The organism is Klebsiella sp. CSG-1 (assembly GCF_056521145.1).
This window is the reverse complement of sequence record NZ_JBWNLD010000003.1, coordinates 384,142-397,324: the sequence shown is the minus strand read 5'-3', so window position 1 is coordinate 397,324 and position 13,183 is coordinate 384,142. Positions and strand designations below refer to the sequence as shown.

13 protein-coding genes are annotated in these 13,183 nt (G+C 56.6%); 6 read left to right on the top strand and 7 right to left on the bottom strand.

Translation table 11 applies throughout. The features are described from left to right. Window positions 1–12: 12 nt before the first annotated feature. The 3 genes from dcd to alkA all read right to left on the bottom strand — a co-directional run bounded on the left by dcd (window position 13) and on the right by alkA (window position 2,404). The gene (gene dcd / locus AC007G_RS09875) at window positions 13–594 is read right to left on the bottom strand and encodes a dCTP deaminase (protein WP_004864592.1); all 582 of its coding nucleotides are present in this window, start codon (window positions 592–594) and stop codon (window positions 13–15) included. Window positions 595–684: 90 nt separating this feature from the next. After that, on the bottom strand, window positions 685–1,326 hold the full coding sequence (udk, locus tag AC007G_RS09870) for a uridine kinase (RefSeq protein ID WP_004864593.1): 642 nt from the start codon (window positions 1,324–1,326) through the stop codon (window positions 685–687). Window positions 1,327–1,555: 229 nt separating this feature from the next. After that, window positions 1,556–2,404, bottom strand: a complete 849-nt coding sequence (gene alkA / locus AC007G_RS09865) for a DNA-3-methyladenine glycosylase 2 (RefSeq protein ID WP_128319453.1) — start codon at window positions 2,402–2,404, stop codon at window positions 1,556–1,558. Between the two features lie 137 nt (window positions 2,405–2,541). Between alkA and yegD the strand changes: the two genes are divergently transcribed. The 5 genes from yegD (at window position 2,542) to AC007G_RS09840 (ending at window position 8,348) form a co-directional block, all read left to right on the top strand. Further along, window positions 2,542–3,894: a molecular chaperone gene (gene yegD / locus AC007G_RS09860; RefSeq protein WP_004864597.1), complete on the top strand. Its 1,353-nt coding sequence runs from the start codon at window positions 2,542–2,544 to the stop codon at window positions 3,892–3,894. Between the two features lie 549 nt (window positions 3,895–4,443). Then, window positions 4,444–6,333 (top strand): sensor histidine kinase, encoded by a 1,890-nt coding sequence (locus AC007G_RS09855; protein ID WP_099002041.1) that lies wholly within the window; start codon window positions 4,444–4,446, stop codon window positions 6,331–6,333. Next, window positions 6,330–7,025: a response regulator transcription factor gene (locus AC007G_RS09850; RefSeq protein WP_032686761.1), complete on the top strand. Its 696-nt coding sequence runs from the start codon at window positions 6,330–6,332 to the stop codon at window positions 7,023–7,025. The genes AC007G_RS09855 and AC007G_RS09850 overlap by 4 nt, the downstream gene beginning before the upstream one ends. A 416-nt stretch (window positions 7,026–7,441) precedes the next feature. Next, window positions 7,442–7,579: a small membrane protein gene (locus AC007G_RS09845; RefSeq protein WP_004864603.1), complete on the top strand. Its 138-nt coding sequence runs from the start codon at window positions 7,442–7,444 to the stop codon at window positions 7,577–7,579. A 151-nt stretch (window positions 7,580–7,730) separates the two neighbouring features. Further along, on the top strand, window positions 7,731–8,348 hold the full coding sequence (locus tag AC007G_RS09840) for a helix-turn-helix transcriptional regulator (RefSeq protein WP_150341317.1): 618 nt from the start codon (window positions 7,731–7,733) through the stop codon (window positions 8,346–8,348). Between the two features lie 316 nt (window positions 8,349–8,664). Here AC007G_RS09840 and AC007G_RS09835 read toward each other — a convergent pair whose 3' ends face one another. Together AC007G_RS09835 and AC007G_RS09830 are read right to left on the bottom strand one after the other, a co-directional pair. Beyond that, window positions 8,665–9,933 carry a dicarboxylate/amino acid:cation symporter gene (locus AC007G_RS09835; protein WP_032686759.1) on the bottom strand — a complete coding sequence of 423 codons (1,269 nt, stop codon included), beginning with the start codon at window positions 9,931–9,933 and terminating at the stop codon, window positions 8,665–8,667. A gap of 234 nt (window positions 9,934–10,167) precedes the next feature. Next, the gene (locus AC007G_RS09830; protein WP_046852064.1) at window positions 10,168–11,286 is read right to left on the bottom strand and encodes a succinylglutamate desuccinylase/aspartoacylase family protein; all 1,119 of its coding nucleotides are present in this window, start codon (window positions 11,284–11,286) and stop codon (window positions 10,168–10,170) included. A 14-nt stretch (window positions 11,287–11,300) separates the two neighbouring features. Here AC007G_RS09830 and AC007G_RS09825 point away from each other — a divergent pair, with 14 nt between their 5' ends. Continuing rightward, window positions 11,301–11,756: an Lrp/AsnC family transcriptional regulator gene (locus tag AC007G_RS09825; protein WP_004864612.1), complete on the top strand. Its 456-nt coding sequence runs from the start codon at window positions 11,301–11,303 to the stop codon at window positions 11,754–11,756. On the opposite strand, the gene AC007G_RS09820 is transcribed toward AC007G_RS09825, so the two are convergent. Together AC007G_RS09820 and AC007G_RS09815 are read right to left on the bottom strand one after the other, a co-directional pair. After that, window positions 11,757–12,482, bottom strand: coding sequence for an ABC transporter permease (locus AC007G_RS09820; RefSeq protein WP_004864613.1), 726 nt, complete (start codon window positions 12,480–12,482; stop codon window positions 11,757–11,759). Then, window positions 12,479–13,171 carry an ABC transporter permease gene (locus AC007G_RS09815; RefSeq protein ID WP_004864616.1) on the bottom strand — a complete coding sequence of 231 codons (693 nt, stop codon included), beginning with the start codon at window positions 13,169–13,171 and terminating at the stop codon, window positions 12,479–12,481. Before AC007G_RS09815 ends, AC007G_RS09820 begins: the two co-directional genes overlap by 4 nt. Between the last annotated feature and the right edge of the window lie 12 nt (window positions 13,172–13,183).

Below are 13,183 nucleotides of genomic sequence, written 5' to 3'. Positions count from 1 at the left end.
CCGCTTACGTTATCAATCCTTGTCGATTCGACTCGCCACCGCGCCCTGCTGGTCGCGATATTTGGCGTCTTCACGGCGGTTATAGGGCCGTGCCGCAGGGCCTGACAGCGGTTCAAAGCTCAGTGCGCCGATCGGCATCCCCGGACGCAGCGCCAGCGGCAGCTTGCCGGAGTTGAAGAACTCGAGCACGATGCAGCCAGACCAGCCGGGATCGATACGGTGAGCGGTGACGTGCACCATCAGCCCCAGACGCGCCAGAGAGGAGCGTCCGTCCAGCCAGCCGACCAGATCGGCCGGTAGCGTCACCGACTCATAGGTCACCGCCAGCGCCAGCTCTCCCGGATGCAGATAGAAGGCTTCGCCTTCCGGCAGCACGATCTCTTCGCTCATCACCCGATCCAGCGCCGCGGTCACTTCTGCTTTTGGCCCGCTCAGATCGATAAAGGGCGCCGTGTGGCCGCGAAACGTGCGGAATTTATTCCCCAGCCGAACGTCTACGGTCGCGCCGTTAATACGTTCAATGGGCGGGCGCGGGCTGATAGATAGCCGCCCCTCATCCAACCAGGCTTCTATATCTCGGTCGCACAGACGCATGAGCTCTCTCCTTTATGGCATCGCGCCCCTACACCTTCCGGGGCTAAGGGCAATTTGGGTTCTCTTTGCACGTTACACAATTCGTCTGTGTTATTCAAAGAACTGACTGATTTTTGCCTTCAGAATATCAATCGCGATGCGGTTTTTACCGCCGCGCGGCACAATAATGTCGGCATACTGCTTGGAAGGGTCAATAAACTGCAGGAACATCGGACGAACCGTTTTCTGATATTGCGCCATCACTGAGTCCATCGAGCGCCCGCGTTCATTCACATCGCGCTTGATGCGGCGCATCAGGCAGATATCCAGCGGCGTATCAACGAAGATAGAGAAGCTCAGCTCATTGCGCAGGCGAACATCCGTCAGCAATAAAATTCCTTCGAGGATGATCACTTTTTTCGGTTCGATGTGGATCGTTTCCGGCATACGCGTATGTTCAACGTAGCTGTAAACCGGTAATTCAATCGGCTGGCCGCTTTTCAACATCTGCAAATGTTGAAACAGTAAACTGTGATCCATCGAGCTGGGATGGTCATAGTTCGTTTTAACACGCTCTTCCATCGACAAATGACTTTGATCTTTGTAGTAGCTGTCTTCCGGAATAACGCCAATATGTTCATCACCAACCTGTTCGCGCAATTCGCGATACAGCGTGCTGGCGATAAGACTTTTTCCCGAAGCCGATGCGCCGGCGATACCTATAATGACGCACTGATGAGACGTATCAGTCATAACTTTTTTGCGACCTGATTAACCTGGATGTATATACACATAACCCTTCGAGCTGCCGCCGCGTGACTCGGCTTGCAGCCTCGCCCCTGTGGGGTTTGTTCAAAACGCTAACGAGTTTTGAGGCGCATCTCGAATAATTTCATGTATTGGAAGGGTGACGTTTGACCGTCAAACGCGGCAATTATAGGGATTTCAGCGCGTCGATACCAGTGATATGCGCCCTGCATGGCTATTCCTCCGTCGGCGCCCATCCTTCGCTATACCAGATATGCAATAACGCATAGGAACGCCACGGCTGCCAGCGGCTGGCGTAACGGGCAATACGCGCCGGGGTCATGCCGCTAAACCGCTGCTTAATCAGGTAATCATCCGGCAGAAAAATGTCCTTCGCCTGCCAGCCGCGTAGGGCAAAATAGCTGGCGGTCCAGCGGCCGATACCGGGCAGCGTTTGCAGCTGTTTCATCCCGGCCTCAATGTCGTCCGGCGCCGTCAGCGGCAGCTGACCGTCAATCACCGCCTGCGCCAGATGGATCAGGGCCTCGGCGCGCCGCAGCGACATCCCCAGAGCTTTAAGCGCTAATGGATCCGCTCGCGCCAGGGTTTGTGGTTCAGGAAAGAGCCGGTATTCCGGCGCCTCCGCCAACGGTTCCCCGTAAGCCGCCGCCACTTTTGCCGTCAGCTTCGCCGCCATCGCCACGCTGACCAGCTGCCCCAGCACCGCGCGTACCCCTTGTTCAAAGGCATCAAGCGATCCCGGTAGCCGCAGCCCAGGACGCGCGCTGGCCAGCGTGCCCAGCGTCTGGGCCACCCGATGCGGGTCGCAGGCTAAATCAAACAAGCGCGCAACCCGATCGTGGCACGCATCGGCCACCGGCAGCAGGCCGGCAGATAAGGTCACGCGTAATCCCTGCGCCGCCATATCGGGCTCAACCGCGATCAGGCCACGATGGCCCGCCAGGGAAAAGCTGCGGGTGTAACGCCCCTCGCTGAACGTTTCAATACCCGCCACCGCACGGGCGCGTAGAAAACCGAATATCCATTGCGGGTCGTAGGGGGGGTGCCAGGGTAACAGCGTCATCATTTCTCCTTCTTTAATTGCCTCAATGATAGACGCTCCACGTCCGACATACCTTGCTTTTAAATTCCAGTTGTCGCCGTGGCGGCAATCCGCTAAAGTCGCCCCCCTTCTTCACTGGCATGGGGATTTTTCAGGTCATGTTTATTGGTTTTGACTACGGAACCGCCAACTGTTCGGTTGCCGTAATGCGCGATAATCTTCCGCAATTGTTAACGCTGGAAAACGGCAGCAAGCTGCTGCCGTCAATGCTGTCGGCACCAACCCGCGAAGCGGTCAGCGAATGGCTCTATCGCCATCATGACGTGCCGACCAACGGCGCTGAAAACCAGGCGCTGCTGCGTCGCGCCATCAACTATAACCGCGATGAAGACATCGATGTCCTCGGCAACAGCGTCCAGTTTGGTCTGGCCTCGCTGCATCAATATGTCGACGATCCGGAAGAAGTGTACTTCGTTAAATCCCCGAAATCGTTCCTCGGCGCCAGCGGCCTGAAGCCGCAGCAGGTTGCGCTGTTTGAAGATCTGGTGTGCGCCATGATGCTGCATATTAAACAGCAGGCGCAGACGCAGCTTCCGGAAACCATTGATCAGGCGGTAATTGGCCGGCCGATCAACTTTCAGGGTCTGGGTGGCGATGACGCCAATGCCCAGGCGCAGGGGATCCTCGAGCGCGCGGCGAAGCGCGCCGGTTTCCGCGACGTCGTTTTCCAGTTTGAACCGGTTGCCGCCGGGCTGGATTTCGAAGCGACGCTCAACGCAGAAAAACGGGTGCTGGTCGTCGATATCGGCGGCGGCACCACCGACTGTTCGCTGCTGCTGATGGGGCCGCAGTGGCGGCAGAAAGCCGATCGCCAGCAAAGTTTACTCGGCCACAGCGGCTGCCGCGTCGGCGGGAACGATCTCGACATCGCTCTGGCCTTTAAATGCCTGATGCCGCTGCTGGGGATGGGTGGCGAAACTGAAAAAGGGATCGCCTTACCGGTACTGCCGTGGTGGAACGCCGTCGCGATCAACGATGTGCCGGCGCAAACCGATTTCTACAGCAGCGCCAACGGTCGCTTGCTCAATGATTTACTGCGTGATGCCCGCGACGCCGATAAAGTCGCGCTGCTGCTGAAAGTCTGGCGCCAGCGTCTGAGCTATCGCCTGGTACGCAGTGCGGAGGAGAGTAAAATCGCCCTCTCCGCGCAAGAGCAGGTGACCGCCGGACTACCGTTTATCGGCAATGAACTGGCCACGGCTATCAGCCAACAGGGGCTGGAAGCCGCGTTGAATCAGCCGCTGACGCGTATTATGGAACAGGTTCAGCTGGCGCTCGACAACAGCCGCGAAACGCCGGATGTGATCTACCTGACCGGGGGGAGCGCCCGCTCACCGCTGATTAAGAAAGCGCTGGCAGCCCACCTGCCGGGTATACCGATCGCCGGCGGAGATGATTTTGGCTCCGTTACCGCCGGTCTGGCCCGCTGGGCGCAGGTCGTTTTCGCTTAACGTTCACGGGGCAGCCCTGCCCCGTTTTCTCCTGCGGCTCCCCCTCCCGGAACGCCACTGCCCAAAATCGCGTCATGGCATAAATCAGCTTCCCTGGAAGGGACTCTCGCCAGGCGAACATGCACTCCCCCGGTTTTATCATCGTCCTGGTTTCCCCGGCAGTAGCGTTTTATATCGCCGCATGGCCAAAGCGACATCATGTTACGCCGTTTTGAGCTCGTCATGCCGGATACCATCACGACGCATGCCTTGTCTGACGCGGCGTAGAGGACAGGTCTGGCCAGTATGACCTGTTACAAATAACGCTGGTACAATCTCCCCGCCCCCTGCAGAATGCTGTGCCGTCTGAAACTTCGCATTTATTTCCCGACATCCGGGGGGACCGCCTGTGCATGTCGCAGACATGATTGATTATTCCTGTCACCATTATTCATCCATTCCGCAGGGGGAGATTTGAATCATCTACGCGCCGTTCCTGGCCTCGCCGCTTCGCTCGCCTGGAGCTACAGAGTGCTCTTTTGGATCGGCTTTGGCATTGCGACCAGCCTGATGTTTTCTTCCCCCGCTGCGGCGCAAAGTCGTCAGGTTGGCATTGATATTCCCGTGCAGTGGGTTGCCGACATTGACGGTTCGATGACGCTGGAGACATTTCTCGCCCTGCCGGAGAGTGCGCTCACTACGGGGCAGCGCATCCCGTCATTTGGCTACTCAGCAAAAACGTACTGGTTTAAGAGCCACCTGCCGGCGGCCGATTTTGACGGTGAACCTCGCTGGCTGCAGCTCGGCCCCTCCTTTATCGATCACCTCAGCGTTTTCTACCGTCCTGCCGGCAGCAATCTCCCGTGGACGCATAAAGAGTTTGGCGACCATGCCTCGACCCGCGATAGCGACCTGGACTACCGCGAAAGCGTACTGATTTTAGCGCCGCCCCCTGACGACGCGGGATACGATATGGTCTTTCGCCTGCGCAGCAGCAGTACCCTGATCCTGCTGGCGACGCTCTCTTCCCCCCAGGAGTTTGTCCGCACTGCAACCCGGGATACCGCATTCTGGAGCTTTTATTTTGGCCTGGCGGCGATTGCCAGCGGAATTGCCCTGTGGCTTGCCTTATTGTTACGTCGCCGCCTGCTGTGGGGAATTTGCCTGTTTTCCCTCAACTATCCGCTGGTGGCGGCGCTACACGGCTACCCGGAGTGGTTTTTTGGCGATGCCGTTCTCCCCGTGCAGGATGCGATGATCAGCTACCTGTCATTGCTCAGCTACGCCACGGCGCTGTGGTTGCATAGCGAGGTTTTTGATCTTAAAACCAATATGCCGCGCTTGCACCGGCTGCTGCTCGTTGCTATTGGCGTCAATATTGTGCTTCTCGCCAGCGTTCCCCTCGGCTTTTACGGGCAGGCCATGCAGATCGAGGCGGCGATGTTCTTTATTGCCGCTCCGATTCTGCTGATCACCTCATGGCTGCTCTGGCGACGCAAAGCCATTGATTTGAATACGCTGCTGTTAGGACTGCTTCCGCCGGTCTACGTGGCCTCCGCCGCGCTGGTGCTGCTCTCCATTCACGGGGTGATCCCTTTTCATAACACCATCTATTCCGCCTGGCAGTACGCGCTGATTGTTCATATTGTCACCGTCCTCATCATTGCGGTCCGGCGAGTACGGGCCGAAAATCGCAGGCTGGTGCAAAAACAACAGCTGACGCGAGAACTGCAGATCGAACGCGAAGCAAGCTTTCATCAACGTCAGTTTATGGGGATGGTGGCGCACGAATTCAGAACGCCGCTCTCGGTTATTCAGGCCGCGCTGGAGAACCTGCGCTTATGCTCTCCGGATCCGGCGCAACGGCCGCGCCTGGACCGCATGCAGCGCGCCACCACACGTCTGGTCCAGTTAACCGATAACTGTCTGGCCGATGCCCGGCTCTCATCCAGCGCGCTGCATGTCGATAAACAAAATGCCGACCTGCTAGCGATCATTCGCATGGCGGCAACAGTGGTTGAACTCTCGTCAAATCATTATCTGACGATCACGCTGGCCGGGCACAGCGTCGACGCCACGACCCGCTCGCCTCCACTCTTTGCCGATAGCGCACTGCTGTGCATTGCGCTGGCCAACCTCCTGGACAATGCGGTGAAGTACACGCCGTCCGGCGAGATTGCAATTGCGATTCGCCCAAAGGCAAACCGCTGCGAGATTGGGATTCGTGACCAGGGGCCCGGTATTGCCGCTGATCATGTCGACCAGATCTTTGAGCGTTACCGGCGCGGCGCAGTCCGCACCGCGACGCCCGCCGGCACCGGTCTTGGGCTGTATGTCGCCCGGCAAATCATACAAGCTCACGGCGGTGAGCTTTGGCTGGCAATCAACGGTCCGACGGGATGCGAATTTGCGCTCACGCTGCCCCAGGATGACCTACCACAGCAGAAGGGTAAATCATGACATTACGCGTGGCCATCATTGAAGATAGCGCCGATCTCCTCGATGAACTGCTGGCCTTCCTGCGCTTTCGCGGCTTCGACGCATGGGGGGTGCACAGCGCGGAAGCCTTCTGGCGGCAGCTGCATCGCGACCCGGTGGATATTGTACTGGTTGATATTGGCTTACCTGGCGAAGACGGCTTCAGCGTTCTGGATTATCTGCATGAGATTGGCGAATACGGGCTGATTGTGATGACGGCCAGGGGGCATGAGCAGGATAAACTGCAGGCGTTCAATCTTGGCGCAGATTTCTATCTCATCAAGCCGGTCAATTTTTCCGTGCTGGCGGAGACCATCCATGCGCTGGGCGCCCGGCTGATGCAGCAAAACCCCCGCTCCCCGGCCGCGCCCCCCGTAGCCGAGAAATTAGCCTCTTCATCCTGGATTCTGCAGCCGGAAAGTCTGGTGGCGCCGTCCGGTACCGCGCTGCCGCTGACGCAGCAGGAGCACCGGCTGATGGCGCGCTTAATGCGCAATCCAAGTGAAGTCTGTCGCAAAGTTGATCTGCACGCGCATCTTTTCCCCGATGAAGTTGAGGCGGAGCTACACCGCATTGACGTCGTGATCAGCCGACTGCGCAACAAAGCGCGGCTGCACGGCATGACGTTGCCCATCCGGGCAATTTTTGGCAAAGGCCTGGCGTTTATTCCCTGAGGTTTCTCATCGCCGCCGTGCAAGCGACCTGATGCGCTCTCCACCCGTTTTATTATCCATAACTTATTCATTTATCTGTTGTTGTTAATTTTTCTTATTTTTTGAGAGAAATGAGAGAAATGAGACTGACAGAGAATTAAGAATTTTCTTACATTGACCTCATGCCGCAAATGTCGTGACCGAAATCAGCCATGCTGCGGGAGGGGAACGCGCCCCCCTTTCGCTCTAGCCAACCTGCGGACAGACCGGGTTTCACTCTGCCAGGGTTGCGTTCAAGGCGGCGACGTTACGCGAATATTCTATGCGGCAGACGCCGCGACGGTAGCAGCTTCACGCTGAATAACAGAATAATAATATTCGCATGCGCACTGTTGCGTATTTATCACAGCATAAAACTCAGTTAAGGATTATTCATTATGGCCTTACAAACGTGGCTGGCCTTATTGCTATGCCTGTTTTTCTTCGCGGTCTCCGTTTACAGCCTTATTTCTTATATAAAAGACAGGAGAAAAGAGCGTATTCCCTTTGCAGACAGAAAAATGCGCAGAAAATAATCCTGGCAGGCGCCTGTTACTGCCATCGTAGTTATGAAAGGTCATGCTTCCGTTCATAAATACGATATTCCCGAGACACGGCAATTGCCGTATACGCCCGTAAGGTTGCTCGCAGCCTGGCATGATGTCAGTGCCGCAGGATAGTCACGTCATGAGAAAAATAAGTATCGCGATTATCAGCCGCAACACCTTCCTTAGGGCGTCGCTAATGGCAATTGTCCACGATCTCACCCGGGTCAGCGACGCCCTGACGATTGAGTTCAGCGGCCACTCAAGCGAGTTGTCCGCTCAGGACATCATCATCGCTGAAATTCTCCCGGGTGAGATTCACCTCTGTAACACCAGCATTAAAAACCGTAAGAAAAACAGTTCGGTGATCATTTTGCATCGCTATGATGAGCTGCCGGAAAAGACGCGGATCGTCAACTGTCTGAAAGATGTCACCTTCGTTCCCGTCAGAACGGTCAATGTTGACAGCCTGCGCGAGATTATTGGCCGGGCGCTATCGAAGAGTGAACAGCCGGAGTCAAAACGGGCGCTCGACTCAGCATCCATATGCGCCAACTGCCCGCACAAAAGCCTGTCGCCTTCGCAGGTCGTCGTTGCCCATGGCCTGATGAATGGCTTTGATATTGGTAAAATCTCTGCACTTCATCAGCTCAGCCCGAAGACCGTGATTTATCATAAAAATCAGATCATGGAAAAATACGGACTGAATAATCATTATGACTTCTTTCAGTTCATTAGCGTGTTAAAAGAACGCGGATAAGATCAATCAGCGCGACTGAACACACCATTGAAACAGGGAAAATTAGGAATTCAACGGGTTGCTCAGGTTATCCATTCTGAAAAGAAGCGTGTCAGCGGGAAATAACTTCTCATCCACCGTAGCTAACCGATAAAATTATTCGCCACCCGGGTATAAAGATACTGCCGCGTATTTTTGTACCATGAAAATAATAGGTTAATCGGGGTGAGTTCATTTCGTCACATTGCCCCTTGCGTGCCTGTTGGGGGCCTCTTTTTCCACAACACTTTCCACAACATACGAGAAATACGCCCTCCGCGAAGAGGGCGTTGAGCGATCAGGCCTGTACCTGCTGAGGTTCCACTTCCGGCTCCTCTTCCTGCAGCAGCCCCTCGTTTTTCGACAGCATCGCCGTGGCAATCCCATTGCCCAGCACATTGATCGCCGAACGGCCCATATCAAGGAAATGGTCGATGCCCATCAACAGCAGAATCCCGGCAACGGGGATATTGAAACTCGGGATCGTGGCGGCCAGGACCACCAGCGCAGAACGCGGGACCCCGGCAATCCCTTTTGATGCCAGCATCAAGGTCAGCATCATGACGGTAATTTCGCTAAAACTCAGCTGGATGTTATAAGCCTGGGCAATAAACATCGAGGCAAACGAGCAGTAGACCATCGACCCCACCAGGTTAAAGGAGTAGCCAATCGGCAGCACGAAGGAGACGATGTTGCGCGAGCAGCCAAAACTGACCAGCCGCTCTAGGGTCTTCGGATACGCCGCCTCAGAGCTGCTGGTGGTAAACGCCACCAGCACCGGATCTTTGAGCATGTTGAGCAGGCGGAAGACCTCTTTTTTCAGCACCATATAGCCTACCGCCAGCAGCACCGCGCTGGTGAGCAGCACCGCAATGTAGTAGCCGCCGATAAAGGAGGCATAGTTAAGCAAAATGCCCATCCCCTGCGAGGCGATAACCGATGAAATCGCGGCAAAAATAGCCAACGGAGCCACGTACATCACATATCCGGTGACCTTCAGCATGATATGAGAGACGACGTTCAGCGCGGCGACCAGCGGCGCGTTGAATTTCTCCCCCAACGAGGCCCCGGCGATGCCAAAGAACATCGAGAACACCACGATTTGCAGAATTTCGTTATTCGCCATCGCCTCGGTAATACTGGTCGGGATGGTATGAGACAGGAATCCTTTTAAGCTCATTCCGCTGACCGCAAGGCCGGTATCCACCGACTCTTTTGGAATCGCCAGGTTTAAGCCTGCACCGGGATGTTCAAGAGTCACAATCACCAGCCCGACCAGAATAGAGAGGATTGACGAGGTGATGAACCACACCATCGCCTTGCCGCCCACTCGCCCGATAGTCGCGGTTTCTCCCAGACGCATAATGCCCACCGTCAGCGTACTGAAGACTAATGGCGCAATGACCATCTTAATCAGCCGCAAGAACATGTCGGTAAAGAGCGTAATATTTTCTGCCCATGACGTAATTGTGCCCGGAGAGGCATACGCATGAATCACCGCGCCGGAGAGGATCCCCAACAGCATGAAAATAACGATAAACAGCGTGAGTTTGTTTGCACTTGCCACAACAATGAACCCCTGATTTATTTAATGTATTGATTTTAATGCACATATGTTTTTTTTATCCGTATGCATTAAACATTCACCACATAAATTGAATAAAAGACGCAAGGGTTACAACTCTTTTTTAGTTATTTATCTCTGCAGTTGATAAAACTCTTGATGCATATCAATCCTCACCCGCTCCGCGGCGGCCGCGCATTCGGGCGCCCGACGGCTGAGGTCCCCCGGCCGCACGGATTACATCGCCAGCCCGCCGCCGCCGGCATAAGGCTGCTTGCCGACTATTTTCATCACCTCGGCGCCAAAGGTGACAAATGGCGCCCGACGGCTGGCGTAAATTAACCCGCCGGCCTGCGGACGGACCGATTGAATCATATCGGTGAGAGGATCGATAATCTCGGCGACCACCTCATCGGCGCTGACCCACTCGCCGGGCTGTTTCAACGGTACGAGGATCCCGCTGGCTGGCGCGGTGACGATCTCTCCCCCGGCAAACGGCAGCATCAGCGTCTCCTGCTGCGGGACAGACGGGCATGCGCCCGCCAGCACGCCGCGGTATTGCAGATAACGGTACAGACGTTCGGCATCCTCGCGGGCCAGCGCGTGATTCACATCCTGCTGACCGCGCAGCTCCACGGTCACCGCCATACAGCCAGGCTGGCCCTGCTGCCATTGCGGAAAGCGCGCTGCCAGGCGATGCCAGGGCAGTCCGCAGGCCTCATCAAACGAGTTACCGCCGCTCTCTTGCGCCAGCAGTACCGTTCCAATACCTAAAAAGGCGGCCACCACACCGGCCTCCGCCTGCCAGACCGGATCGGCATACAGGTGCAAAATGGCCCGATCGTCGCAGTGCAGATCCAGCACCACGTCGGCATCACAGGCCAGAGTCAGCAGATGGTGACGTAGCGCCTGAACTTCGCTGCGCAGCGGTTCGGCGGTCAGCGCCTCGCGCATCGCCCCGCGGACCTGCTGCAGGTACGCTTCACGGGTCAGCGGTACATCGGCGCAGAGATACTGCTGTGCAAGGTGGGCCAGATCGGGAAAATCGCGATTGAAGTTGCGACCGCTCGTCAGGTCAAATCGCCCGATACCGCCGTTGAGCACGACCTGAGCCAGGCCCGGCGGGTTAGCCACCGGGACGAGAATAATTTCACCGCGCAGCTCGGCGCGCCGTTCCGCCTGGTTGAGTAATCTTTTAAGATAATGCAGCACCAGCATGCCCGGGATTTCATCGGCGTGCAGTCCCGCCTGCAGATAAATTTTCTCTCCGCGGCCGGGTTCGCCAAAGTGAAAATGGGTTAATTGCCGCTGCCCACTCAACGCATGTTCGGGTAAGGTATAGTGTTTAATTTTCATTGGACATCCTATCTGTGGAAAAGAAAGCCCGGCTTGACCGTATCGATCATAAGATCCTTGAAATCCTGCGCCGGGATGGCCGCATTTCTTATCAAAAGCTCTCGGAGCAGGTAAACCTCACCGCCCGTCCCTGCCTGGAACGCGTACGTGGCCTTGAGCGTGACGGCATTATCCGTGGCTACAGCGCGGTGATTGAACTCCCCGAGCCGGAGCATGCTTTCGTGGTGCAGGCGCAAATTGCGCTGGCCGACCACGGCCGCTCACAGCCGGTATTTGAACAAGAGATGCGCCAGACGCCGGAGGTGCTCGACTGCTGGCTGGTCAGCGGCAGCTTTGACTTTCTGGTGCGTATCGGCTGTCGCAGCATGGCGCACTACTGCCAGCTGGCCGACAGCTGGCTGACCAGCAAAAAATTTCGCGTCGATAAAATCGTCACCCTGACGGAACTGCAGTCCATCAAACGCTCCTGATCAGGGGCGCTTGATAAACGCCAGCCAGCGTCGTTCCGCCCGCGAAAAGACGAAAATCAGCAAAAAGGTGCACACTAAATAGAGCGCGGCGGCCATCAGGAACGGGATAAACGGCGAGTAGGTAATGGCGTAGAAGGCGCGCGCCACGCCGGTGATATCCAGCAACGTCACGGTACTGGCCAGCGAAGTGGCGTGGAGTAAAAATACCATCTCATTGTTCAGCGCCGGGATCCCCCGCCGCAGCGTAGCGGGCAGGACCAGTCGGCGAATAATCTGCCACTTAGTCATGCCATAGGCTTCCCCGGCCACCCACTCCTGGCGCGGAAACGTCGCCATCATCCCCGCCAGCAATTCCGCGACGTACGCCGCGGTATTCAGCACCAGCGCCAGCGTGGCGCAGAAGGTTGCGTCGCGGAACAGCAGCCAGAACGGCCGATCGTTTTGCCAGCCCAGCTGGACGATGTCGAACTGAGACAGCCCGTAATAGATCAGCATCAGCTGCAGATAAAGCGGGGTGCTGCGGAAAAACCAGGTGAAGCCGCGGACGGGCCAGGCCAGCAGACGCGGACCGTAGGCCTGGCTAATCGCCAACAGCACCGCCAGCGCCATTCCGGGCACCAGGGAGAGCAAAAACAGCTCCGCCGTCATCGCCAGCCCGCTCGTGGAACCGTTGCCGTCACTCCACAGATAGCCCGGTACTGCCTCGATAAAGGTCTGCAGATTCATTGTGTCGCCCCCGCCGTTGATGAACGCAGCGCGTAGCGCTTCGCCAGGAGGCTAAACAGCCAGCTGGACAAGGCGGTGATGACCATATAAATCAGCGAGACCAGGAAGTAGAACAAAAAGGGTTTCTGCGTGGCGCGCCCGGCCTGTTCCGCCAGCCACACCATATCTTCTAAACCGAGAATGGAGACCAGCGCCGACGCTTTCATCAGCCCCAGCCAGTTATTATTGATGCCCGGAATGGCAAAGCTCAGCATCTGCGGCAGCATAATACGCCGGAAGACCAGCCACGGCCGCATACCGTAGGCTTCAGCCGCCTCGGTTTGTCCGCGATCGACGGTGAGAAACGCGCCGCGAAACGTCTCGGTGTAATAGGCGCCAAAAACGAAGCCAATCGCCAGCACGCCGGAAATAAAGGTATTAAAGCGCACCGGCCCAAGTCCCACCAGCGACAGCAGCGCGTTGACCAGCATCTCGCCGCCAAAAAACAGCAGCAGCATAATCACCAGCTCCGGGATGCCGCGCACCAGCGTGGTATAGCCGGTGGAAAACCAACGCAGCCAGCGCGGTCCGAACAGCTTAATCAGCGCATTCACCAACCCCAACAGCAGCGCCACCAGCAGTGAGACCAGCATCACGCACAACGACACCCCCGCGCCGCGTAACAGTAGCGGTAAATAATCTGCAACCATATTCTGTCTTCC

Bases quoted from the DNA above. Each gene is read 5' to 3' on its own strand.
- dcd (WP_004864592.1), bottom strand. From the start codon at position 594: ATGCGTCTGTGCGACCGAGATATAGAAGCCTGGTTGGATGAGGGGCGG.
- udk (WP_004864593.1), bottom strand. From the start codon at position 1,326: ATGACTGATACGTCTCATCAGTGCGTCATTATAGGTATCGCCGGCGCA.
- alkA (WP_128319453.1), bottom strand. From the start codon at position 2,404: ATGACGCTGTTACCCTGGCACCCCCCCTACGACCCGCAATGGATATTC.
- yegD (WP_004864597.1), top strand. From the start codon at position 2,542: ATGTTTATTGGTTTTGACTACGGAACCGCCAACTGTTCGGTTGCCGTA.
- AC007G_RS09855 (WP_099002041.1), top strand. From the start codon at position 4,444: ATGTTTTCTTCCCCCGCTGCGGCGCAAAGTCGTCAGGTTGGCATTGAT.
- AC007G_RS09850 (WP_032686761.1), top strand. From the start codon at position 6,330: ATGACATTACGCGTGGCCATCATTGAAGATAGCGCCGATCTCCTCGAT.
- AC007G_RS09845 (WP_004864603.1), top strand. From the start codon at position 7,442: ATGGCCTTACAAACGTGGCTGGCCTTATTGCTATGCCTGTTTTTCTTC.
- AC007G_RS09840 (WP_150341317.1), top strand. From the start codon at position 7,731: ATGAGAAAAATAAGTATCGCGATTATCAGCCGCAACACCTTCCTTAGG.
- AC007G_RS09830 (WP_046852064.1), bottom strand. From the start codon at position 11,286: ATGAAAATTAAACACTATACCTTACCCGAACATGCGTTGAGTGGGCAG.
- AC007G_RS09820 (WP_004864613.1), bottom strand. From the start codon at position 12,482: ATGAATCTGCAGACCTTTATCGAGGCAGTACCGGGCTATCTGTGGAGT.
- AC007G_RS09815 (WP_004864616.1), bottom strand. From the start codon at position 13,171: ATGGTTGCAGATTATTTACCGCTACTGTTACGCGGCGCGGGGGTGTCG.